20 protein-coding genes and 1 pseudogene are annotated in these 23,913 nt (G+C 59.0%); 13 read left to right on the top strand and 8 right to left on the bottom strand.

Annotation, left to right across the window (positions count from 1 at the left end; translation table 11 throughout):
- The first annotated feature begins 3 nt into the window (after positions 1–3).
- The 10 genes from paaE (at position 4) to LGL98_RS13900 (ending at position 9,065) form a co-directional block, all read left to right on the top strand.
- Complete coding sequence (gene paaE, locus LGL98_RS13945; protein ID WP_136031798.1) at positions 4–1,074, top strand: 1,2-phenylacetyl-CoA epoxidase subunit PaaE; 1,071 nt, start codon at positions 4–6, stop codon at positions 1,072–1,074.
- Entirely contained in the window at positions 1,071–1,838 is a 768-nt protein-coding gene (gene paaF / locus LGL98_RS13940; protein WP_136031797.1) for a 2,3-dehydroadipyl-CoA hydratase PaaF, read from the top strand. The genes paaE and paaF overlap by 4 nt, the downstream gene beginning before the upstream one ends.
- Positions 1,839–1,840: 2 nt before the next feature.
- Positions 1,841–2,629 (top strand): 2-(1,2-epoxy-1,2-dihydrophenyl)acetyl-CoA isomerase PaaG, encoded by a 789-nt coding sequence (paaG, locus tag LGL98_RS13935; protein WP_023322516.1) that lies wholly within the window; start codon positions 1,841–1,843, stop codon positions 2,627–2,629.
- Between the two features lie 3 nt (positions 2,630–2,632).
- Entirely contained in the window at positions 2,633–4,054 is a 1,422-nt protein-coding gene (locus LGL98_RS13930; protein ID WP_136031796.1) for a 3-hydroxyacyl-CoA dehydrogenase, read from the top strand.
- Complete coding sequence (gene paaI / locus LGL98_RS13925) at positions 4,044–4,466, top strand: hydroxyphenylacetyl-CoA thioesterase PaaI (RefSeq protein WP_136031795.1); 423 nt, start codon at positions 4,044–4,046, stop codon at positions 4,464–4,466. The genes LGL98_RS13930 and paaI overlap by 11 nt, the downstream gene beginning before the upstream one ends.
- Complete coding sequence (pcaF, locus tag LGL98_RS13920; RefSeq protein ID WP_136031794.1) at positions 4,466–5,671, top strand: 3-oxoadipyl-CoA thiolase; 1,206 nt, start codon at positions 4,466–4,468, stop codon at positions 5,669–5,671. The genes paaI and pcaF overlap by 1 nt, the downstream gene beginning before the upstream one ends.
- 26 nt (positions 5,672–5,697) lie before the next feature.
- A complete protein-coding gene (paaK, locus tag LGL98_RS13915) occupies positions 5,698–7,014 on the top strand; it encodes a phenylacetate--CoA ligase PaaK (protein ID WP_004148224.1) in 1,317 nt (438 codons plus the stop codon).
- A 99-nt stretch (positions 7,015–7,113) separates the two neighbouring features.
- Positions 7,114–8,040, top strand: coding sequence for a phenylacetic acid degradation operon negative regulatory protein PaaX (paaX, locus tag LGL98_RS13910; protein WP_168435302.1), 927 nt, complete (start codon positions 7,114–7,116; stop codon positions 8,038–8,040).
- Between the two features lie 9 nt (positions 8,041–8,049).
- Entirely contained in the window at positions 8,050–8,646 is a 597-nt protein-coding gene (paaY, locus tag LGL98_RS13905; protein WP_136031792.1) for a phenylacetic acid degradation protein PaaY, read from the top strand.
- An 8-nt stretch (positions 8,647–8,654) separates the two neighbouring features.
- Entirely contained in the window at positions 8,655–9,065 is a 411-nt protein-coding gene (locus LGL98_RS13900) for a GFA family protein (protein ID WP_136031791.1), read from the top strand.
- 37 nt (positions 9,066–9,102) lie between these two features.
- On the opposite strand, the gene azoR is transcribed toward LGL98_RS13900, so the two are convergent.
- Positions 9,103–9,708: an FMN-dependent NADH-azoreductase gene (azoR, locus tag LGL98_RS13895; protein ID WP_136031790.1), complete on the bottom strand. Its 606-nt coding sequence runs from the start codon at positions 9,706–9,708 to the stop codon at positions 9,103–9,105.
- Between the two features lie 261 nt (positions 9,709–9,969).
- Here azoR and hrpA point away from each other — a divergent pair, with 261 nt between their 5' ends.
- Positions 9,970–13,815, top strand: a complete 3,846-nt coding sequence (gene hrpA / locus LGL98_RS13890; RefSeq protein ID WP_244609884.1) for an ATP-dependent RNA helicase HrpA — start codon at positions 9,970–9,972, stop codon at positions 13,813–13,815.
- A 250-nt stretch (positions 13,816–14,065) separates the two neighbouring features.
- Positions 14,066–14,854: a hypothetical protein gene (locus tag LGL98_RS13885; RefSeq protein ID WP_226651746.1), complete on the top strand. Its 789-nt coding sequence runs from the start codon at positions 14,066–14,068 to the stop codon at positions 14,852–14,854.
- Between the two features lie 103 nt (positions 14,855–14,957).
- On the opposite strand, the gene LGL98_RS13880 is transcribed toward LGL98_RS13885, so the two are convergent.
- The 6 genes and pseudogenes from LGL98_RS13880 to LGL98_RS13855 form a co-directional block, all read right to left on the bottom strand.
- Positions 14,958–15,617, bottom strand: coding sequence for an O-methyltransferase (locus tag LGL98_RS13880; RefSeq protein ID WP_136031786.1), 660 nt, complete (start codon positions 15,615–15,617; stop codon positions 14,958–14,960).
- A 98-nt stretch (positions 15,618–15,715) separates the two neighbouring features.
- Entirely contained in the window at positions 15,716–17,086 is a 1,371-nt protein-coding gene (locus LGL98_RS13875) for an efflux transporter outer membrane subunit (RefSeq protein WP_136031784.1), read from the bottom strand.
- Positions 17,083–18,168, bottom strand: coding sequence for an HlyD family secretion protein (locus LGL98_RS13870; RefSeq protein ID WP_136031782.1), 1,086 nt, complete (start codon positions 18,166–18,168; stop codon positions 17,083–17,085). Before LGL98_RS13870 ends, LGL98_RS13875 begins: the two co-directional genes overlap by 4 nt.
- 28 nt (positions 18,169–18,196) lie before the next feature.
- Positions 18,197–19,849: pseudogene (locus LGL98_RS13865) on the bottom strand (efflux MFS transporter permease).
- A complete protein-coding gene (locus LGL98_RS13860) occupies positions 19,849–20,280 on the bottom strand; it encodes a MarR family winged helix-turn-helix transcriptional regulator (protein ID WP_136031779.1) in 432 nt (143 codons plus the stop codon). The pseudogene LGL98_RS13865 and the gene LGL98_RS13860 overlap by 1 nt, the downstream one beginning before the upstream one ends.
- A gap of 134 nt (positions 20,281–20,414) precedes the next feature.
- Positions 20,415–21,329: a LysR family transcriptional regulator gene (locus tag LGL98_RS13855; RefSeq protein WP_136031777.1), complete on the bottom strand. Its 915-nt coding sequence runs from the start codon at positions 21,327–21,329 to the stop codon at positions 20,415–20,417.
- 100 nt (positions 21,330–21,429) lie between these two features.
- Here LGL98_RS13855 and LGL98_RS13850 point away from each other — a divergent pair, with 100 nt between their 5' ends.
- Positions 21,430–22,428, top strand: coding sequence for an aldo/keto reductase (locus tag LGL98_RS13850; protein WP_136031775.1), 999 nt, complete (start codon positions 21,430–21,432; stop codon positions 22,426–22,428).
- 155 nt (positions 22,429–22,583) lie between these two features.
- Here LGL98_RS13850 and LGL98_RS13845 read toward each other — a convergent pair whose 3' ends face one another.
- On the bottom strand, positions 22,584–23,858 hold the full coding sequence (locus LGL98_RS13845; RefSeq protein ID WP_136031773.1) for a Glu/Leu/Phe/Val family dehydrogenase: 1,275 nt from the start codon (positions 23,856–23,858) through the stop codon (positions 22,584–22,586).
- Positions 23,859–23,913 lie beyond the last annotated feature (55 nt).

Here is a 23,913-nt window from a genome sequence, read left to right as displayed (position 1 = left end):
GCCATGACGACGTTCCATTCGCTTAAGGTGGCGAGAGTCGAGCCGGAAACCCGCGATGCGGTGACCATCACTTTTGCGATCCCGCAAGCCCTGCAGGCGGAATACTGCTTTCGTCCGGGCCAGCATCTGACGCTAAAAGCCCGTCTGGGCGGCGAAGAACTGCGCCGCTGTTACTCCATTTGTCGCAGCCGCACGCCCGGCGAAATTAGCGTCGCGGTCAAAGCTATCGACGGCGGGCGCTTTTCGCGCTACGCCCAGCACGATATCCAGCAGGGTATGGAGCTGGAAGTGATGGTGCCGCAGGGGCATTTCGGTTATCAACCGCAGGCCGAACGGCAGGGTGAGTATCTGGCGATTGCCGCCGGTTCCGGGATCACGCCGATGATGGCGATCGTTAGTGCGACGCTGGCGACCGAGCCGCAAAGCCGCTTCACGCTGATCTACGGCAACCGCAGCAGCCATAGCATGATGTTCCGCCAGGCGCTGGCCGATTTAAAAGACCGCTATCCGCAGCGCCTGCAGGTGATACATCTGTTTAGCCAGGAGTCGATGGACAGCGATCTGCTACAGGGGCGCATTGACGGCGACAAACTGCGCCAGCTCGCTGACCATCTGCTGGATTTTAGCCGTTTCGACGAGGCCTTTATCTGCGGGCCTGCGGTGATGATGGATGAGGCGGAAACGACGTTACGTGAACTTGGCGTAGCGGAGAAATCGATTCATCTCGAACGCTTTAATACCCCCGGCGGCAATGTGAAGCGCGCCGCCGGCGTGCAGGCGGAAGGGCGCACGGTAACCATCCGCCAGGACGGGCGCGATCGGCTGATCGCCCTCAGCGCCGAAGACGACAGCATCCTGGATGCCGCATTGCGTCAGGGCGCGGATCTACCATTTGCCTGTAAGGGCGGGGTTTGTGCCACCTGTAAATGCAAAGTGCTGCGTGGGGAAGTGGCGATGGCCGCCAATTACAGTCTGGAAGCGGATGAGCTGGCGGCGGGCTACGTGCTGAGCTGCCAGTCGTTACCGACCAGCGGCGATGTGGTGGTCGACTTTGACGCGCGGGGGATGGCATGAGTGACCTGCTGATCCACCGTCATGATCGGGTGCTGCAGCTGACGCTAAACCGCCCGCAGGCCCGCAACGCGCTAAATAATGCCCTCTTAACCCAGATTGCCGAGACGCTGGAGGCGGCGGCAGTCGATGGCAGCGTCAGCGTCTGCGTTATCAGCGGCAATCCGCGGTTCTTTGCCGCCGGGGCTGACCTCAATGAAATGGCTGAAAAAGATCTGCCTGCCACCCTGGATGATATTCGCCCACGGTTGTGGGGGCGAATCGATGCCTTTACTAAACCGCTCATCGCTTCGGTCAACGGCTACGCGCTTGGCGCCGGCTGCGAGCTGGCCCTGCTGTGCGACCTGATTGTCGCCGGCGACAACGCCCGTTTTGGCCTGCCGGAAATTACCCTCGGCATTATGCCGGGCGCGGGCGGCACCCAGCGGCTGATCCGCAGCGTGGGCAAGGCGCTGGCCAGCCGGATGGTGCTGAGCGGCGAGAGTATTGACGCCCGCCAGGCGCAGCAGGCCGGGCTGGTCAGCGATATCCATCCGGCGGCGTTAACCGATGAGTATGCCTTGCAGCTGGCAACCACCATTGCCCGCCACTCGCCGCTGGCGCTACGAGCGGCAAAACAGTCGCTGCGCCTGTCGCAGGAAGTCAGCCTTCAGGCCGGTCTGCAACAGGAGCGCCAGCTGTTTAGCCTGCTGAGCGCCACCGAGGACCGCCGCGAAGGCATCGACGCCTTCTTACAAAAACGTACACCGGAATTTAAAGGACGCTAATCGTGGAAGCTTTCATTCTCAGCGCAGTGGAACAGGGCGTCATGACCATTACCCTCAATCGCCCGGACCGCCTTAACAGTTTTAACGACCTGATGCATCACCAGCTGGCGGAATGTCTGAAGCAGGCCGAGCGCGATGACGGCGTACGCTGCTTGCTGATCACCGGCGCCGGTCGCGGCTTTTGCGCCGGCCAGGATTTGAACGATCGCAATGTCGACCCCAGCGGCCCGCCGCCGGATCTCGGCCTGTCGGTAGAACGCTTTTACAACCCGTTAGTGCGCCGTCTGGCGGCGCTGCCGAAGCCGGTTATCTGCGCGGTCAACGGCGTGGCCGCCGGCGCGGGCGCGACCCTGGCGCTGGGCTGCGATATCGTGCTGGCCGCGCGTTCGGCCAAATTTGTGATGGCGTTCAGCAAGCTCGGCCTGGTGCCGGACTGCGGCGGCAGCTGGTTCCTGCCGCGGGTGGCCGGCCGCGCTCGCGCGATGGGGCTGGCGCTGCTGGGCGATAGCCTCAGCGCGGAACAGGCCGCGCAGTGGGGAATGATTTGGCAACTGGTGGATGATTCAGAACTGGCGGATACCAGTCTGCAACTGGCGCGTCATCTGGCGGCGCAACCGACGTTTGGTCTTGGGTTGATTAAAAAGGCGCTGCTGGCGGCGGAAACCAATAGCCTCGATGCGCAGCTGGATCTGGAGCGCGATTATCAGCGTCTGGCCGGGCGCAGCGATGATTACCGCGAAGGGGTCAGCGCGTTTCTGGCCAAACGACCACCACAGTTCAGCGGGAAATAGGCCATGACAACATCCTTTGCCACCGTGGCGGTGATCGGCAGCGGCACCATGGGCGCCGGTATTGCCGAAGTAGCCGCTGCCGCCGGACATCCGGTGCGTATTTTCGATATTAATCAAACCGCGATTGCCCAGGCGATCGACGGCATTGCTATGCGTCTGGCATCACGGGTCGAGCGCGGCAAACTGGCGTCAGAGCAGGCCGACGCGCTGCTGGCGCGCCTGCATCCGGCTCACGATTTAGCCGCGCTTGCCGACGCGGATTTAGTAATTGAAGCGGCCTCTGAACGGCTGGAGGTCAAAACGGCGCTGTTCGCGCAGCTGGCGGCGATCTGCGCGCCGTCAACGTTGTTGACCAGTAACACTTCGTCTATTTCGATTACCGCCCTCGCCGCCGGGGTCAAAAACCCGGAGCGGGTGGCCGGGCTGCACTTTTTTAATCCGGCGCCGGTGATGAAGCTGGTCGAGGTGGTGAGTGGTCTTGCGACCTCCGCAGAAGTTGTGGAGCAGCTGTGCCAGTGCGTAAGCGGCTGGGGGAAACAGCCGGTGCGCTGCCGCTCAACGCCCGGTTTTATCGTTAACCGCGTAGCGCGTCCATTCTACGCTGAGGCCTGGCGCGCGCTGGAAGAGCAGGTTGCCGCCCCGGAGGTTATCGATGCCGCTTTGCGTGACGGCGGCGGTTTTCCGATGGGGCCGCTGGCATTGACTGACCTGATTGGCCAGGACGTCAACTTCGCCGTGACCTGTTCGGTATTTAACGCCTTCTGGCAGGACCGCCGCTATCTGCCGTCGCTCCTGCAGCAAGAGCTGGCGCAGGCCGGGCGGCTGGGTAAAAAGAGCGGTCACGGCGTCTATCGCTGGCCTGCGGAGACGCAGCCGGACGCGACGCTGCCGCCGGCATCCACTGGCGCGAAATCCGTCACCGTTATAAGTGACAACGTCACTGAATTAGATGATCTCTTGTTGCTGGAGACCGCAGGCGAGACGGCGCTGGCGCTGAGTGTGAAGCATCACCGCCCGGTGGTGGTGTATGACCTGTGCGCCAGCGATACGGTGGTGCTGGCCGCAGCGGCGACCAACGCGCCTGCGGCCACTGATAAGGCCGTGCATTACTTCCAACAGCAGGGCAAGAAAGTGCTGCGTATTGCCGATTATCCCGGCCTGCTGGTGTGGCGCACGGTGGCGATGCTGATTAACGAAGCGCTGGATGCGGTGCAAAAAGGGATCGCCAGCCCGCATGATATTGATACCGCGATGCGCCTTGGCGTCAACTATCCGCACGGCCCGCTGGCATGGGGAGAACGCCTTGGCTGGCGGCGGGTGCTGCAACTGCTGGAGAACCTGCAACACCATTATGGCGAGGAGCGCTATCGCCCCAGTTCCCTGTTGCGCCAGAAGGCGCTGATGGAGAAGCACCATGAGCAATGATCCGTGGCGCAACGCGCGCGTGATGTACGAAAAAGATACCTGCGCCAGAAAGATGGGGATCGAACTTATCGAAATGGACGACGGTTTTGCGCAGATGAGCATGACCGTCTCGGCGGACATGCTTAACGGCCATCAAACCTGTCACGGCGGTCAGCTATTTACGCTCGCCGATACCGCTTTCGCTTACGCCTGTAACAGCCAGGGGCTGGCGGCGGTGGCTTCGGCGGCAAATATTGATTTTCTTCGTCCGGCGTTTGCCGGCGACAGGCTGGTCGCCACCGCCAGAGTCAAACAGCAGGGCAAGCTGACCGGTGTTTACGACATCGAAATTGTTAATCAAAAGCAAAAGATTGTGGCCCTGTTCCGTGGCAAATCGCACCGTATCGGCGGCACAATCACGGGAGACGTGTAATGCGCGACGCCTTTATTTGTGACGGGATCCGTACGCCGATTGGCCGCTACGGCGGCGCGCTGGCCAGCGTCCGCGCCGACGACCTGGCGGCGATCCCGCTGCGTGAGCTCCTGAGTCGTAATCCCGGGCTCGACCCGGCAGCAATTGATGATGTGATTTTCGGCTGTGCGAATCAGGCCGGGGAAGATAACCGCAACGTGGCGCACATGGCGACGTTGTTGGCCGGTTACCCGCATACCGTGCCGGGCACCACGATTAACCGCCTGTGCGGATCGGGGCTGGATGCGATCGGCTTTGCCGCCAGGGCGATCAAAGCCGGCGAGGCCGATCTGCTAATTGCCGGCGGCGTGGAATCGATGTCGCGCGCGCCGTTCGTGATGGGAAAAGCCAGCGCGCCGTACCAGCGTCAGGCGGAACTCTTTGATACCACCATTGGCTGGCGTTTTGTGAACCCGCTCATGGCGCAACACTTCGGAACTGACAGCATGCCGGAAACGGCCGAGAATGTAGCTGAATTGTTAAATATCAGCCGGGCCGATCAGGACGCTTTCGCCTGGCGCAGCCAGCAGCGCACGGCGCAGGCCCAGCGCGACGGCATTCTGGCGCAGGAGATCGTGCCGGTGCAGATTGTCGGCAAGAAAGGAGCGGTCAGCGACGTGCGCGAGGACGAGCATCCGCGCCCGGAAACCACGCTTGAGCAGCTGGCGAAACTGAAAGCGCCGTTCCGCCAGGGCGGCGTCATTACTGCGGGCAATGCTTCCGGCGTCAACGATGGCGCCGCGGCGCTGATCATCGCCAGCGAACAGCAGGCCGCTATCCAGGGGCTCACGCCGCGGGCGCGTATCGTGGCGATGGCGACGGCGGGTGTTGAACCGCGCCTGATGGGGCTGGGGCCGGTACCGGCGGTGCGTAAAGTGCTGGAGCGGGCCGGACTCAATATTAACGATATGGATCTGATTGAGCTGAATGAGGCCTTCGCCGCGCAGGCGCTGGGGGTACTCAGACAGCTCGGCGTGCCGGATGATGCGGCGCATGTGAATCCCAACGGCGGCGCCATCGCGTTAGGCCATCCGCTGGGCATGAGCGGCGCGCGGTTAGCGCTGAGCGCCAGCCTTGAGCTGCAACGCCGGGGCGGGCGCTATGCGCTGTGTACGATGTGTATTGGCGTGGGTCAGGGCATTGCCATGATCTTCGAGCGAGTGTGAGCTAATTTACCTGCGAGTACCCTACAATGATAACTACTACAAAATTAGATCCGATTGAAACCGCATCGCGTGACGAACTGCAGGCCCTGCAAACCCAGCGCCTGAAATGGACGCTGAAGCATGCGTATGAAAATGTGCCGATGTATCGCCGCAAATTCGACGCCGCCGGCGTGCACCCTGACGACTTTCGGGAATTAAACGATCTGCAAAAATTCCCCTGTACCACTAAACAAGATCTGCGCGACAACTATCCCTTCGATACCTTCGCGGTGCCGATGGAGCAGGTGGTGCGCATTCACGCCTCATCCGGCACCACCGGCAAACCGACGGTGGTGGGATATACGCAAAACGATATTGATAACTGGGCCAATATTGTCGCCCGTTCGCTGCGCGCGGCCGGTGGTTCAGCAAAAGATAAAATTCACGTCGCCTACGGCTATGGCCTGTTTACCGGCGGCCTTGGCGCGCACTACGGCGCGGAACGCCTGGGCGCGACGGTGATCCCGATGTCCGGCGGACAGACCGAGAAACAGGCGCAGCTGATCCGCGATTTCCAGCCGGATATGATCATGGTGACGCCGTCCTACTGTCTGAATCTGATTGAAGAGCTGGAACGCCAGATGGGCGGCGATGCCCGCGGCTGTTCATTGCGGGTCGGCGTCTTTGGCGCTGAGCCGTGGACGCTGGCGATGCGCGCGGAGATCGAGCGCCGCCTGGGGATCACCGCCCTGGATATTTACGGTTTGTCGGAAGTCATGGGGCCGGGGGTGGCAATGGAGTGTCTGGAAACCGTTGACGGCCCGACCATCTGGGAAGACCACTTCTTCCCGGAAATCGTCAACCCGGACGACGGTACGCCGCTGGAAGATGGCGAGCATGGCGAATTGCTGTTCACCACCTTGACCAAAGAAGCGCTGCCGGTGATCCGCTATCGTACCCGCGATCTGACGCGCCTGCTGCCGGGCACCGCCCGCACCATGCGCCGTATGGACCGCATCAGCGGACGCAGCGACGATATGCTGATCATCCGTGGAGTGAACGTCTTCCCCTCACAGCTGGAAGAGGAGATCCTCAAGTTTGAACATCTGGCGCCGCACTACCAGTTAGAGGTCAATCGCCGCGGCCATCTTGATTCGCTGGCGGTGCGCGTTGAGCTGAAAGAGAGCGGGCTGGCGCTGAGTCACGAGCAGCGCTGCCAGATTTGCCATCAGCTGCGTCACCGCATTAAGTCGATGGTTGGGATCTCTACCGACATTACTATCGTCAACTGCGGCAGCATTCCGCGCTCGGAAGGGAAAGCTTGTCGGGTATTTGACCTGCGTAAAGCGGTGGTCAGCGGTTAATTCTCTCCCCGGTAGCCCGGCTGAGGCCTTTACGCCGTAAGCCGGGAATTTCCTGTGCTATGATTCATAAAGGAAAAATATAACAACAGCATGAATCAGATGAGTAAACTCGACGCCTTTATTCAACAAGCCGTGACGGCGACGCCGATCAGCGGCACGTCATTAATTGCCTCGCTGTATGGCGACGCCTTATTACAACGCGGTGGGGAAGTGTGGCTGGGCAGCGTCGCGGCGCTGCTGGAAGGATTAGGCTTCGGCGAGCGCTTTGTCCGCACCGCGCTGTTTCGCCTCAATAAAGAAGAGTGGCTCGATGTCGTGCGTATCGGCCGGCGCAGCTTCTATCGCCTGAGCGATAAAGGACTACGTCTGACCCGGCGCGCGGAACATAAAATCTATCGGGCGAGCGCCCCGGAATGGGACGGTACCTGGCTGCTGCTGCTCTCGGAAGGCCTGGATAAAAATGTGCTGGCCGACGTCAAAAAACAGCTGCTGTGGCAGGGCTTTGGCGCGCTGGCGCCCAGCCTGCTGGCCTCGCCGTCGCAAAAACTGGCGGATGTCCAGTCGCTGCTCCACGAAGCGGGCGTCGCCGAAAACGTTATCTGTTTTGAAGCCCATTCGCCGCTGGCGCTCTCAAGGGCAGCGCTGCGCGACCGCGTAGAGGAGTGCTGGCATCTCACCGAACAAAATGAGATGTACGAGGCGTTTATCGCCTTGTTCCGACCTCTACTGCCGCTGCTGCGCGACTGCGATCCGGCCGAGCTGACGCCTGAGCGCTGTTTCCAAATTCAGTTGCTGCTGATCCATTTTTATCGCCGGGTGGTACTCAAAGATCCGCTGCTGCCGGAAGAACTGCTGCCGGCGCACTGGGCGGGGCAAACCGCCCGCCAGCTGTGTATCAATATTTATCAACGTGTGAATCCCGGCGCGCTGGCGTTCGTCAGCGAGAAAGGGGAAAGCTCGGTGGGCGAGCTTCCGGCGCCGGGGCCGCTCTATTATCAGCGCTTTGGCGGTTTGCCGGGCGCATAAGGAGATTGCATGCCGATTTATCAGATTGATGGACTGACGCCGGTGGTGCCGGAGGAGAGCTATGTGCATCCGACGGCGGTGCTGATTGGCGACGTGATCCTCGGCAAAGGGGTCTATGTTGGGCCTAATGCCAGCCTGCGCGGCGACTTCGGCCGCATCGTGGTCAAAGACGGCGCCAATATCCAGGATAACTGCGTCATGCACGGCTTCCCCGGTCAGGACACGGTGGTGGAAGAGGAGGGCCACATCGGCCACGGCGCAATCCTGCACGGCTGCGTGATTGGCCGCAACGCGCTGGTGGGGATGAGCGCGGTGATTATCGACGGGGCGGTCATTGGCGAAAACAGCATTGTCGGCGCTTCGGCCTTTGTCAAAGCCAACGCCGAAATGCCCGCCAACCATCTGATTATCGGCAGCCCGGCCAAAGCGATTCGCACCCTGAGCGAACAGGAGCTGGCGTGGAAAAAACAGGGTACCGGTGAATACCAGGCGCTGGTGGAACGCTGTAAGCAGACGCTGCACCAGGTGGAGCCGTTGCGGGAAGTGGAAGAGGGGCGTAAGCGGCTGGAATTTGATGAAAACCTGCGGCCAAAAGCCGCAACCTGAGGGGTAAAATTATGGCAGAGAAATTATCCGCTCACTGTCACTGCGGTGCGGTGGCGTTTACCGTGGAGCTCAGCGACGGCTTCAACACCGTTCGGCGCTGTAACTGCTCATGTTGTCGCATGCGTGGGGCGGTCGCGGTCTCTTCGCCGCGTTCAGGAATAGAGGTGGTACGTGGAGGGGATAAGCTCACAGAGTATCGCTTTAATACAGGGGAAGCCGTGCACTTTTTCTGCTCGGTATGCGGGATCTACACCTTTCATCAACGGCGATCAAACCCACAGCAGTATGGGGTGAATGTGGCCTGCATTGACGGCGTTTCGCCTTTCGATTTCCCTTGCGTGGAGGTCAACGACGGCGTGAATCATCCAAAAGATGGCGGCGGAGGCGTGGTGGGGTATTTACGCTACGAGAAAAAGTAAAACTCTCCTCCCGCAGGAAGCGAGAGGAGTGGAAATCTTAGGCTGCAACCACGCTGTCGATGGCCGCTTTCGCGTCAGACTGCGCTTTGGCCGCGACTTCCGGGCCGTAAGCGATACCTTCGGCGAACACGAAGTTCACGTCGGTGATGCCGATGAAGCCGAGGAAGGTGGACAGGTACGGGGTGACCAGGTCAGTCGGGGTATCTTTATGGATACCGCCGCGGCTGGTAACGACGACCGCGCGTTTACCGGTCACCAGACCTTCCGGCCCTTTCTCGGTGTAGCGGAAGGTAACGCCGGCGCGAGCCACCAGGTCAAAATAGTTTTTCAGCTGTGTCGGGATGTTGAAGTTGTACATCGGCGCAGCGATAACAATCACATCGTTGCTTTTCAGCTCGGCGATCAGCTCGTCGGAAAGGGCCAGCGCTTCCTGCTGACGCGGAGTCAGCGGCGCGTCGCTCGGACGCAGGGCGCCAACCAGTTCGCCATCCAGAACCGGGATCGGATTAGCGGCCAGGTCACGCACGGTGATCGCATCGCCAGGGTGTTTTTCCTGCCATTGTTCAACAAAATAGTCGGAAAGCTGACCAGATTGTGAGTACCCTGCCAGAATACTGGATTTCAGAACTAATACTTTGCTCATGGGTGTTTCCTTTTTTTAATGTGATTGACGGGTCAATGCCCTGGTGCTTGTTGACACTGTATTCACAATCGCGCCACAGAGATAGCGCAATATATCGAATCCTATGTTCAGATTTTTTGAAAAAGGCACGAATGACACAGATGTGGTACTCTAAGGCAATACTTCAAAAGAGATTTTCCCGGCAGAGCTCTGCCCGATAACGCTATGACAGAACAACAAAAAATCACCTTCCCCCAGCTTTATCAACAGCTCGACGGCCTGATGCTGCGCGACAAAACGCGCTTTGCCCGCCGTCTGCACGGCGTGAAGAAGGTTAAAAATCCTGAATCGCAACAGGCCATTCTGCAGGAGATGGCGCAGGAGATAAGCCAGGCAGCCGGTAAAGTCCTGCTGCGCGAAGCGGCGCGTCCGGCCATCACCTATCCGGAAAATCTGCCGGTTAGCCAGAAAAAACAAGAGATTCTCGAGGCGGTACGCGACCACCAGGTGGTGATCGTCGCCGGGGAGACCGGTTCGGGTAAAACCACCCAGCTGCCCAAAATCTGTATGGAGCTGGGCCGCGGGCTGAAAGGACTCATCGGCCATACCCAGCCGCGTCGCCTGGCAGCGCGGACCGTCGCCAACCGTATTGCCGAAGAACTGCAAACGGAGCCGGGCGGTTGCATCGGCTATAAAGTCCGCTTTAGCGATCACGTCAGCGACAACACCATGGTCAAGCTGATGACCGACGGTATCCTGCTGGCGGAGATACAGCAGGATCGCCTGTTGATGCAGTATGACACCATCATTATCGATGAGGCGCACGAGCGCAGTCTCAACATTGATTTTCTGCTCGGCTATCTGAAAGAGCTCCTGCCGCGCCGTCCGGACCTGAAAATCATCATTACCTCGGCGACCATCGACCCGGAACGTTTCTCAAAGCATTTCAATAATGCGCCGATTATCGAAGTCTCCGGGCGGACTTACCCGGTGGAAGTGCGCTATCGGCCGATAGTGGAAGAGGCTGACGATACCGAACGCGATCAGTTACAAGCGATTTTTGATGCGGTTGACGAACTGGGGCGCGAAGGGCCCGGCGATATTCTGATCTTTATGAGCGGTGAGCGGGAAATTCGCGATACCGCCGATGCGCTGAACAAGCTGGATCTGCGCCATACCGAAGTGCTGCCGCTGTACGCCCGTCTGTCCAACAGCGAGCAGAACCGCGTCTTCCAGCCGCACAGCGGACGACGCATCGTGCTGGCGACCAACGTGGCAGAAACCTCGCTGACCGTGCCGGGCATTAAATACGTTATCGATCCCGGTACGGCGCGTATCAGCCGCTACAGCTATCGCACCAAGGTGCAGCGCCTGCCGATCGAGCCGGTTTCCCAGGCGTCCGCCAACCAGCGTAAGGGCCGCTGCGGCCGCGTCTCGGAAGGGATCTGTATTCGTCTTTATTCGGAAGACGATTTCCTGTCGCGCCCGGAATTTACCGACCCGGAAATTCTGCGCACCAACCTGGCGTCGGTCATCCTGCAGATGACCGCCCTGGGCTTAGGCGATATCGCCGCGTTTCCGTTTGTCGAAGCGCCAGATAAGCGCAATATTCAGGACGGCGTGCGCCTGCTGGAAGAGCTGGGCGCCATCACCACCGATGAGCAGGCCACCGCCTATAAGCTAACGCCGATGGGCCGCCAGCTCAGCCAGCTGCCGGTGGATCCGCGTCTGGCACGCATGGTGCTGGAGGCGCAGAAGCACGGCTGCGTGCGGGAAGCGATGATCATCACCTCCGCGCTGTCGATTCAGGACCCGCGTGAGCGGCCGATGGACAAGCAGCAGGCCTCCGATGAGAAGCACCGCCGCTTCCACGATAAAGAGTCCGATTTCCTCGCTTTCGTCAATCTGTGGAACTACCTCGGCGAGCAGCAGAAGGCCTTGTCGTCGAATCAGTTCCGCCGCCAGTGTCGGGTCGATTTTCTTAACTATCTGCGTGTGCGCGAGTGGCAGGACATCTACACCCAGCTGCGCCAGGTGGTGAAAGAGCTTGGTCTGCCAGTCAACAGCGAGCCGGCGGAATACCGCGAGATCCATACTGCGTTGCTGACCGGTCTGCTGTCGCACATCGGCATGAAGGATGCCGATAAACAGGAGTTTACCGGGGCGCGTAACGCCCGCTTCTCCATTTTCCCAGGGTCCGGTCTGTTTAAAAAGCCGCCGAAGTGGACGATGGTGGCCGAGCTGGTGGAGACCAGCCGGCTGTGGGGCCGCATTGCCGCGCGTATTGAGCCGGAGTGGGTGGAGCCGGTAGCGCAGCACCTGATCAAGCGCTCATACAGCGAGCCGCACTGGGAGCGGGCGCAGGGCGCGGTGATGGCGACGGAAAAGGTCACCGTCTACGGCCTGCCGATCGTTGGGGCGCGTAAGGTCAACTACAGCCAGATCGACCCCGCGCTGTGCCGGGAGCTGTTTATCCGCCATGCGCTGGTGGAGGGCGACTGGCAAACGCGTCACGCCTTCTTCCGCGAAAACCTGAAGCTGCGCGCGGAAATCGAAGAGCTGGAGCATAAGTCGCGCCGTCGCGACATCCTGGTGGATGACGAGACGCTGTTTGAGTTCTACGACCAGCGCATCAGCCACGACGTCATCTCCGCCCGCCACTTCGATAGCTGGTGGAAGCAGGCCAGCCGCGAAACGCCAGACTTGCTCAATTTTGAAAAGAGCATGCTGATTAAAGAGGGGGCGGAGCAGGTCAGTAAACTGGACTACCCGAACTTCTGGCATCAGGGCAACCTCAAGCTGCGGCTTAGCTACCAGTTTGAACCGGGCGCTGACGCCGACGGCGTGACGGTGCATATTCCGCTGCCGCTGCTCAACCAGGTGGAGGAGGCCGGATTTGAATGGCAGATCCCTGGTCTGCGTCGCGAGCTGATTATCGCGCTGATAAAATCGCTGCCGAAGCCGGTACGGCGCAATTTCGTCCCGGCGCCGAACTATGCGGAAGCGTTTCTTGGCCGGGCGACGCCGCTTGAGCTGCCGCTGCTTGATTCGCTGGAGCGCGAGCTGCGTAAGATGACCGGCGTGACCATCGACCGCGAAGCCTGGCAGTGGGATCAGGTGCCCGATCATCTGAAAATCACTTTCCGGGTGGTGGATGATAAAAACAAGAAGCTGCAGGAAGGGCGTTCGCTGCAGGCGTTGAAAGACGCCCTGAAGGGCAAAGTGCAGGAGACGCTGTCGGCGGTCGCTGATGACGGTATTGAGCAGAGCGGGCTGCATATCTGGAGCTTTGGCACCCTGGCGGAAAGTTACGAGCAGAAGCGCGGCAATTATAAAGTGAAAGCCTGGCCGGCGCTGGTGGACGAGCGCGACAGCGTAGCCATCAAGCTGTTTGATAATCCGCAGGAACAGCGGCAGGCCATGTGGCGTGGTCTGCGTCGCCTGCTGCTGCTCAACATCCCGTCGCCGATTAAGTATCTGCACGAGAAGCTACCGAACAAAGCCAAGCTCGGGCTCTACTTTAACCCGTACGGCAAAGTGCTGGATCTGATTGACGATTGCATCTCCTGCGGCGTTGATAAGCTTATCGATGAGGCGGGTGGTCCAGTGTGGACGGAAGAGGGCTTTAGTCAGCTGCACGATAAAGTGCGCGCCGAGCTCAACGACACGGTGGTGGAGATCGCCAAACAGGTCGAGCAGATCCTCACCGCGGTGTTCAATATCAACAAACGGCTGAAAGGCCGCGTGGATATGACCATGGCGCTGGGGCTGTCGGATATCAAAGCGCAGATGGCGGGCCTGGTGTATCGCGGCTTTGTCACTGGCAACGGTTTCCGCCGTCTTGGCGATACGCTGCGCTATCTGCAGGCGATTGAAAAGCGTCTGGAGAAGATGGCTATCGATCCGCACCGCGATCGCGCGCAGATGCTTAAGGTAGAGAGCGTGCAGCAGGCATGGCAGCAGTGGCTGAATAAGCTGCCGCCGAACCGCCGTGAGGACGACGATGTCCGCGAGATCCGCTGGATGATCGAGGAGCTGCGGGTCAGCTTCTTCGCCCAGCAGCTGGGCACCCCATATCCTATCTCGGACAAGCGAGTGTTGCAGGCGATGGAACAGATCACGCCGTAATCTCCTCCTTTACCCCGCCCGGCGGCGCTCTGCTTGCCGGGCGGGGCGTATTCCGCGGCTGACGCGAATCAATATGCCGCACCCGATAATCTTCCCGCCCCTGATGTGACCCACCCCGGTTCTCCCGGAGGTAAAATTAACGAATTCTGAAAATCGCCCCGGTGGCTTGGGGAACCTGCTTTATTCACCTATTTTTAGCCTCGCTTTGCAGGATAAACAGGACACGGAGTCGATTTTTGCGATGATGGCTATGTACAGACAACTTACGCTGATGCTGGCAATTCTTGTTATTACGGCGTGTAAACCCTTCGTTGACGCTTTCTCCTGTGATGAAACTCAGCGGGCGATCAACGATGCCAATTTTTTTATTTTGACCTATCTTACGCCGCTGAAGGGCGAGGTGCAGAGCGTGCAAATCGTCGGTAGTCAAAATAACGAATCTGGTACTCTTCGTTTTGCCCAGTGCCGCCGGCTGGCAAGTTATGAGCGAGCAAAAAACTTTAATACCACGACGGACTCAACGATAGTCAGAGATAATGTTCACTGGAGAAATGATAAAGGATGGATGCGGGAATATATCCGACAGACCCGGAGCGCGACGGGAAATATCAGCAAGATGATTATACGCACACAGTTTTATACCGATAATCTTGGGCGCATTGTGCGCGCTGAAAACATGTCTGTGACGCAGCAACCGCCCAACGTCCTGAGCACGACCACCTATCAGTATGACGATCGCCACCGTCTGGTACGTAAAACGGTCAATGGCGGCATGATGGCCATGTTGACAGTCAATTATAGCTATACAGAGGGGCACTTAAGCCGCCTTTCCGACTCGGACTCCACCACAACGCTGCGTTGGGATGAAAAAGGGCGATGGTTATCCGAGGAAAGAACCACCACGTATAGTACAAAAAACCAGTCGCGCTGTTTAGGCTGGGACCCCGAGGGGAACTGTAGCGGAGAATATAGTGAACATGACGGATACGGCGGAAAAAGAGAAGAGTCTCTTCACTATAAATATACCTATTATCCCTAATGATCGTCAGCGGAAGACTGCCGCGGTTGACGCGTCCAGACGCCGGCTTTCTCCCTCTCCCTGGGGGAGAGGGCCGGGGTGAGGGCATCAGGCCGCCCGAATCTCACCCATTCACCCGTGCTAGCGTAAACCCATCCCATCCCTTGATGCCCACCGTTTGCAGCGCGGTGGCGGTGAGCCGCGGGTTATCCCCGATCATTTCGATAAACCGACGTACGCCCTGCACCCGCGCATCATCGCTTTGCCCATTAATCACCTCGCCATCGCGCACCACATTATCGCCCACGATCAGCGTCCCGGGGCGGGAATAGTGCAGCGCCCACTCCAGATAGTGAGGATTATTAGGTTTATCGGCATCAATAAAGATCAGGTCGAACGGCTGCACATCCGCGAAATTTTCCAGCGTGTTCAGCGCTGGCCCTTCAATGAGTTCAATACGATCGTTTAGCCCCGCGAGGCGGATATTCTGGCGCGCCACCCCCGCATGCGTCGGGTCGGCCTCGAGGGTAATCAGCTTTCCGTCGGCGGGCAGCGCACGCGCCATCCAGATGGTGCTATAGGCGCCGAGGGTGCCAATTTCCAGGATCCGCCGCGCCTGGGTCATGCGCACCAATAGCGCCAGAAGTTGCCCCTGATTGGCCGCGACATCATGTTCAGGTAGCCCGGCGCGTTTGTTGTTTTCCAATACCTGACTCAGTACGTCATCATCAGGAATCAGCGAAGAAATCATGAAATTATCGACAGCAGACCACTGGTGTTGCATTGGTTGACTCCCTGGTGGTAGTAGTGGCCGGGTGGCGCGAGGCTGTCCCGGCCTGAATATGGGTTTCCGCTCTCTCCCTGGTTGAGGTTTCGCGTGCGTCACGCGTTCAACCAGCCGCCTCCCAGCGCCCGATACAGATCGATCTGCGCCAGCAGCAGGTTGTTCTTCACCTGCACCACGCTAAGCTGGGTGGAGAACAGCGTTCGCTGGGCATCAAGCACATCCAGATAAGAAGAGTAGCCGTTACGGTAGCGATTTTGTGCAATACGTAAGGTTTCCTGGGCAACGGTCTCTTGTTCCTGAAGCTCGGTTAACTGTTCGCTGTAGCGACTGATGGCATCCAGGCTGTCATTGACCTCTTTGAACGCGCTGCGCACCGTTTTCTCATAGCTATAGAGCGCCTGGTTGCGCTGGGCCATGGAGATATCCACCTGGGCATTTAACGCCTGGCGGTTTAGCAGCGGCGCCAGAATACTGCCGCCAAGACTCCACAGCCGCAGCGGGTTGTCCAGCAGATCCGGCAGCGTCCGGTCCTGCAGGCTGCCAGTAGCGGTCAGGTTAATAGAGGGCAGCAGCTGCGCCTGCGACGAGGCCAGCGTAGCGTCGGCAGCCACCAGCTGGCGCTGGGCCTGAGCGATGTCCGGACGGCGGTTGAGCAAGGTGGACGGCAGCTGCGACGGCAGACGCAGCGGGGTAAGCTGGGCGAACTCGCCGCGTTTTACCGCGCCGGGGTTATCACCGAGCAGCACGCTGAGCGCATTTTCCTGCTGCGCAATCTGGTGCTGCAGCGGCGGGATCTGCGCCCGCGTTGACCGCAGCTCCGAATCCGCCTGCATCAGCTCAAGGCGTGAAGTATACCCGGTTTCAAACTGACGTTTGGCCAGGTGCCACGCGTCTTCCCGTGATTTCAGCGTCTGCTGGGTCACCCGCAACTGCTCATCCAGCGACAGCAGCGTGACGTAGCCAACGGCCACCGAGCTGGCGACGCTCAAGTTGGCCGCGGCGGCGGCGGCTTTCTGCGCCTCAAGGCTGGCCCCGGCGGCGCTGGCCGCGCTGCGGTTCGCTCCCCAGATATCGACATCATAGCTGGCGGTTAGACCGCCTTTGTACAGCGTGCTGTGGATAGGCAGGCCGGTGGCGGCGGACTGCGCGCGGGCGCGGGTGCCGGTCAGGCTGGCGTCCAGTGACGGAAACAGGCTGCTGTCGGCGGCATATGCCCGCGCCTGATACTCATTCACTCGCTCACGGGCGATCAGCACATCGCTGTTATAGCGCAGCGCCTGGTCGACATACTGATTGAGCGTGCTGTCATGAAAATTACGCCACCATACGCCTTCCACCGGGCTCGCCGGGCCAACGTCGGCCCGCCAGGCGGTAGGTATTGTCAGGGTCGGCTGCGCGCGCTGCACATCGGCAGATTGACAGCCGACCAGCACCAGAACGATAGCAAGGGTGACCGGACGGATCATGGTTGTTTCTCCGCTCGGGTATCGATGGTTACCTGCACCGACATCCCAGGTCGCAGGCGTTCGCTGTTGTTCTGCCCATCGTTGACCGTAATGCGCACCGGGATGCGCTGGGCGATCTTGACGAAGTTGCCGGTGGCATTGTCCGGAGAGATGGCGCTGAATTCCACCCCGGTCGCCGGGGAGATGCTCTGCACCTTGCCGTGGAAAGTCTCGCCGTTGAGCGCGTCAACGGTGAAAGTGACCGGCTGGCCGACACGCACATCGGCCAGTTGGGTCTCTTTGAGGTTGGCAATCACCCAGTGCTGCGGCGGAACCAGCGAGGTCAGATGGGTTCCGGCGCTGACATAGGCGCCAAGACGCACCGAGATCTGCCCCAGCTGGCCGCCGGTGGGGGCGATGATCTGGGTATTTTGCAGGTCGATCTGCGCCAGCTCAAGCGCCGCTTTGGCGCTGGCCACGTCGGCCTCCAGCGAATCGCGATTGACGATGGTCGATTCACGGTCCTGGCGCGACATCTCCAGCGCCGCTTTCGCCTGTTCAATATCCGCAACCCCTTGTGCCGCGCTGGCCCGCGCAGAATCACGCTCGCGGATCGACAGCGAACCATCGGCAGTCAGCTCCTGTACCCGTTTTAAATCGGCCTGGATTTTCAGATTCTGCGCGCGGGCGTTTTGCAGCGCGGCTTCATTTTTGGCGATCGTCGCCTCGGCGCTTTTGCGCTGCTGGAGGTTGTTGCGCAGCGCGGCCTCCTTCATCGCCAGAGTCGCCTGGGCCTGATGCACCCGCTGCTTATAGATGCGATCGTCTATCTGGAACAGCACCTCGCCCGGCTGGACAATCGCGAAATCTTTGACGTTGACGGCGGTGATGTAGCCGTTGACCTGGGGGCTGATAAAGGTGGTCTGCCCGCGCACATAGGCGTTATCGGTAAACTGGCTATGCCGGGTGAACGGCGGCAGTTGCCAGGCATAAAGGATCACCAGCACGCCGATGAGGCCTATCGCCGCGGCGGTGAAAATGGAGACCACGCGAATGTTATTCCGGGTGTTGGCCTGTTGTTTGGCCGCATCCTGCTGACTCATAACGACTCCAGAGATGAAATGATGGTAATTATTTGCTGCCGGTGGCGCGTTTTAAGGCGATACGGGCGGTCAGTCGTAAGCGAATTAAGCGCCAGAACACCCACACTAATGTGCCGGCGGAGATCGCCGCCGTCAGCAGATAGGTGTCATTCCAGGCGAGAATATTGGCCTGCAGCGTCGCAGCGTTTTGCAGCAGGGTGGTGGCCTGAACGTTGAGCAGGGTGCTGTCGCCAATCTGGTTCTGATACATCTGGCTGTACTGCTGCAGCCGCTCGACGATCAGCGGGTTGAGGGTGGTTATCTGGTCCGCCAGCTGGCTGGAGTGGAATTTCTCCCGCCAGGTCTGGAAGGTGCCGAGGATCGCCGAGCCGAGCAGCCCGCCGATGTTCTGGCTCATGCCGAACAGCACCGAGAAGCTGACCAGGTTGCGCGGGTCGGCAAACACGCCGCCAATACCGGCGAGCATCGCCGGGGCCAGAAAGAAGGCGCTGCCGAAGCCGAGTAAAAACTGGCTGAACATTAATTGTTCCGGACGGGTGAGGGCGTTGGACTGGCTGTCGAGCAGCGAGGCTATCATGATCAGCGCCAGGGCGGTGGCGGTCGGCCAGTAGAGCTTTTGCGGGTTGAGCGTCAGACAGCTGGCAATGATCCCGCACAGAATACCGGCGAAAATCGACCACGCGAGGTTAGTCATCTGTTCGTTTTGCAGGCCAACGTACTGCAGCCAGCCGATGACCCCGGTGTTCTGCTCCGCCAGCACGATGCGGATCAGCAGCATAATCAGGCCGAGGCGTACGATGCTGCCGCTGGAGAGCCATTTGGTATTGAGCAGCGGGTTGCTGCGGTTATGCTCGAAGGTAATCGCAGAGACGATCAGGACCACCGCTGCCGCCAGCGCCCAGCCGATCCACGGCGCTTCAAACCACCACTCGAGCCGCCCCAGTGACAGCACGGCGCACACCAGCGCCATGCCGGGCGCCAGCAGAAAGAAGGTAATAAAATCCTTCTTCTCGAACACCTTTTTACGATCGCTCGGCGGCAGTTTCAGCGCGATGACGCAGGCCAGCGACACCAGCGCCAGCCCTAGTTCAAAAAAGTAAAGCCCGCGCCATTCATCTATCTGCAGCAGCTCGGTGGAAAAGAGGCGCGCCAGGGGAATGGCCAGCGACGAGCCGGTAATGCCGATGGTCAGTCCTTTCAGGCGGTGGCGTGCGGGCCAGGCCTGCACCTGATAGTAGATCCCCAGCGAGCTGAGCGCTGCGGCCACCATGCCGTGGGCGGCGCGAACCATCATTGCCGAGCTGAGGTCGTTGACGAACAGGTGGAAAAAGGTGACCAGCACATAGAGCACCAGAAAGCCTTCGGTGAAAGCGCGCAGTCCGAACTGCTGACGAAATTTCACCAGCAGCAGGTTGATCGAGACGTTGGTCATCACATATACCGCTGGCAGCCAGGCGATCTCGGTCGACCAGGCGGCGAAAGTGCCTTGCAGCAGCTGTAAGTTGGCGGTGACCACCGCGTTGCCTAGCGCGCCGGTGAGGCACACCAGCAGGCCGACCACGCCGTAAGCGAGGCGTTTCTGCGGACTATGCAGCGGCGTAGAGGGCGAGCCAAGCAGGGCCGGTTTTTCATGCGGTGCCCAGTCATGCGGGGCATAGGGGTTATCCTGGCGACGGGGCATTATTTCTTCTCCACTTCGCGCAACAGTTTTTCCAGCACCCGTTGAGTTTGCTCCCGCTCCTGCGGGGTAATCGCCGTCAGGATCTCTTCACGCAGATCGTCTGCTACCGTTTTGACCTGCTCATACAGCGCCATTCCCTGGTCGGTGGCGACCAGCAGCCGCTTACGTTTATCACGTGCGGTGGTGACGCGCTCCACCAGTCCGAGGGCGACCAGGCGGTTGATCAACGGCACAATGGTTGGGCTCTCCACCCCCAGCTCCTGCGCCAGTTCGCTTTGCGACAGCGGCTGCGGCTGGCGGGCAATGGCGGCGACGGCCACCCAGCTGGCCTGGCTCAGGCCGAGGTCTTTCAGCCGGCGATTAACCGCCAGCCGCCAGTGATGGGCGGTGAGGTATAAGAGATGGGAGAAGTTAAGCTGTCGATTGTCCATAGGTCGTCTGTCAATATCGTTAGAGCTCTAACGAGTTTATGCCTGACGACCGGCGGAATTCAAGGTGAAGGATAAAAAGAGGTTAACGGTATGTGCGTTTATTGTAGTGAACAGGAGAATTCCCCTCACACCTGTTACTCATGGAGGATGCTCTTGTTCTGCGCCATCACCCAGGAGATAAAGGCGCGCAGGGGCGCGGGAATATGTTTGCGGCTCGGATAGTAGAGGCAGAAATGATCCGCCGGGTAGCGGTAGTCCGCCAGCAGATGGACTAGCGTGCCAGCCCTGAGCTGCTGCGTCACCAGCGACTGGTAGACGAAGGCGATGCCTAATCCGCTCTCCGCCGCCTGGATCATTGCGCTATCGGAATCGACCACCAGATCGCCTTCGACCGCAATCTCGCTGAGCTCGCCGTTGGGGCTAATAAACTCCCAGCGGTACGTCTCACCACTGGGAAAACAGCGGTTAATGCAACGGAAATTAACCAGCGACTGCGGGGTATCGGGCTCACCGGCTTTGCGAATATAGTCCGGGCTGGCCACCGGGATTAGCGACAGCTTCTCGCCAAAGGGAATGGCAATCATATCTTTAGGTACATCCTGAGAATAACGAATGCCGGCGTCAAAACCAGACTCAATAATATTGATTTTCCGATCGGTGGTAAACAGTTCGAGGGTCACGTCAGGACAGAGATTTTTAAAAGCAATAAAATAGTGGTGAAAAAAGAGGTCAACAACAATCCGTGGTAAATTGATTTTAACCACGCCTTCCGGCGTTTGGCGATGATAATTCAGGCTATCGACCACCCGGCGATAATCATTGACCACTGGCGTGATGTTTTTAAGAAATTCCTCACCCACCGCGGTTAAAGACAAACTGCGCGTTGAGCGATTTAGCAGGCGTACGCCTAACTTTTCTTCCAGATGATTAATAGCAGCGGTAAGGGCCGGCGGTGAAAGATTTAACGCCTTAGCGGCCTGGCGAAAACTACCATGTTTCACTATAAGCATCAATATTTCAATTTGTTGCAGATCGGGCAAAGTTTTCATTGTTAATTTCCAGCTAACACCGCATTAGGAATAGATTAATTGTTATCAATATGAAAGGGAAGTATATATTTAATACCGTTCAGCAGTTAAGGAAAATAAAATGAAAACACGTTATCTTGGAAAAGAGAAATTTCAGGTTTCCGCATTAGGTCTCGGATGTATGGGGATGAGTTTTGCCTATGGTGGCGCTGACACGTCGCAGGCGATAAATACGATCCATGCCGCCATGGACATGGGCGTGACCTTTCTGGATTCCGCCGAGGTATATGGCCCTTTCGATAATGAAATTCTGGTGGGAAAAGCGATTAAAGGTTGTCGTGATAAGGTGCAGATTGCCACCAAATTTGGATTTCGTATTCTGCCCACCGGCCAGGGTCTGGAGCGGATGGCCGGCGTTGACAGCCGTCCGGCACATATTCGCGAGTCAGTGGAAGGGTCGCTGAAGCGACTGAATATCGAGACCATCGATCTGCTCTATCAGCACCGCGTCGATCCGGCGGTACCGGTGGAAGAGGTGGTGGGCACAATGGCTGACCTGGTTAAAGAGGGTAAAATTCGCCATATTGGACTGTCGGAAGTCTCTGCTCAGACGCTGCGCCGGGCCTGCAAGGTGCATCCGATTACCGCCGTGCAGACGGAATACTCGCTGTGGAGCCGCGAGCCGGAGGCCGGGATTCTCCACACCTGCCGCGAACTGGGAGTCGGCTTTGTGCCCTACAGCCCGCTTGGCCGCGGCTTTCTGACGGGGACAATTACCGATCCCGGCGTTTTGGCAGCGGATGATTTCCGCCGCCATCTGCCGCGCTTCCAGGCTGATACCCTGCGCAAAAACCAGCGGCTGCTGGCGCGCCTGCAACAGGTAGCCATTCGCTATGACGCGACGCTTGCGCAGATTGCACTTGCCTGGGTGATGAGCAAGGGCGAGGATATCGTGCCTATCCCGGGGGCGAGGAAAATTGCTCACTTGCGCGACAATGCCGGCGCCGCGAATATTACCCTTGCGCCGGAGGACATTCTTACCATCGAACATATTTTCGCTGCCGATAATGTCACTGGCTTACGCTATACCCAGGGCGACTTTGATTTAATTGAAAAATAATCCCCTTCGGGCAGAGGATTTTTATCATTTACGTGACGTTGTCACATTTTTTGGCCAATTCTCCGTCAGATAGCGCACCTCCTCGGCGGTTAACGGTGCGGCAGCATAAAAAAGGGGCGGCGCAAGGCCACCCCTGATGCGGTTGCTGATGGGGATCAGCCCGGATAGATGCCGCGGTCTTTACGCGCCATCAGAATGCGCTCGCAGGCCACGATATAGGCGGCGGTACGCAGGGTACACGCTTTCTCGGCGGCTTTATCGCAGACGTGCACGATAGCGTCGGTCATGATGCGGTCCATCTTGGCGTTGATCTCCTCTTCGCTCCAGAAGAAGCTGGCCATGTCCTGCACCCACTCAAAGTAGCTGACGGTCACCCCGCCGGCGTTGCAGATAACGTCCGGCACCACGATCACACCGCGCTCGGCCAGCACGTCGTCCGCTTCCGGATAGGTTGGGCCGTTGGCCCCTTCCAGCACCAGTTTGCAGGTCAGCTTCTCAGCGCGCTCGCGGGTGATTTGCCCTTCCAGCGCCGCCGGGATCAGGATGTCCATCGGCGTGGTCCAGAAGGCGTCTTTATCGATCTCCTCGGCGCCCGGGAAACCGGCAATCTGTTTTTTCTCTGCCTGCCAGGCGGTGAGGGCGGCCATATCGATTCCGCCTTCGTTATACAGGGTCGCGGTATGATCCTGAATAACCACGATACGAGCGCCGACGCCGGCGAACAGGCGGGCCGCTTCGCTACCGACGTTACCAAAGCCCTGCAGCGCCACTTTGGCGCCTTCAATTTCGATACCGGCGCGACGAGCAACTTCCCGACCGGTGACAAACACGCCGCGTCCGGTGGCTTTTTCACGACCGAGGGAGCCGCCGAGGTGGATCGGTTTGCCGGTGACCACGCCGGTGATAGTCGTCCCATGGTTCATGGAGTAGGTGTCCATCATCCATGCCATTACTTTGCCATTGGTGCCGACGTCCGGCGCCGGAATATCTTTCTGCGGTCCGATAATAATGCCGATTTCGCTGGTATAGCGGCGGGTCAGACGCTCCAGTTCACCTTCCGACAGGGAGAAGGGGTCGACGCGAATGCCGCCTTTGGCCCCGCCGTAAGGAATATTGACCGCGGCGCACTTAATAGTCATCCAGGCAGAAAGTGCCATGACTTCGTTAAGATCGACATCCGGATGGTAGCGAACACCACCTTTACCCGGTCCACGCGACAGATTGTGCTGAACGCGATAGCCCTCGAAGTGGCGGATGGTGCCGTCGTCCATTTGCACAGGGATGTCGACGATCAGCGCGCGCTTCGGATGGCGCAGGGTTTCCACCCAGTAGGCAAGATCGCCGAGATAAGGCGCGACACGGTCGATCTGGCGCAGGTAGGTGGTCCATGGAGATGTACTACTTTCAGATGCGTAAGATAACTTTTCCATAAGAGTCCTGTTTCTCAGTGTTATTTATGTCGTGTAAAACCGTGGAATAGCTACA

Source organism: Klebsiella africana (assembly GCF_020526085.1).
Taxonomy (GTDB): domain Bacteria; phylum Pseudomonadota; class Gammaproteobacteria; order Enterobacterales; family Enterobacteriaceae; genus Klebsiella; species Klebsiella africana.
Note: the sequence above shows the minus strand (reverse complement) of the source record. Positions and strands in the feature narration are given on the sequence as shown.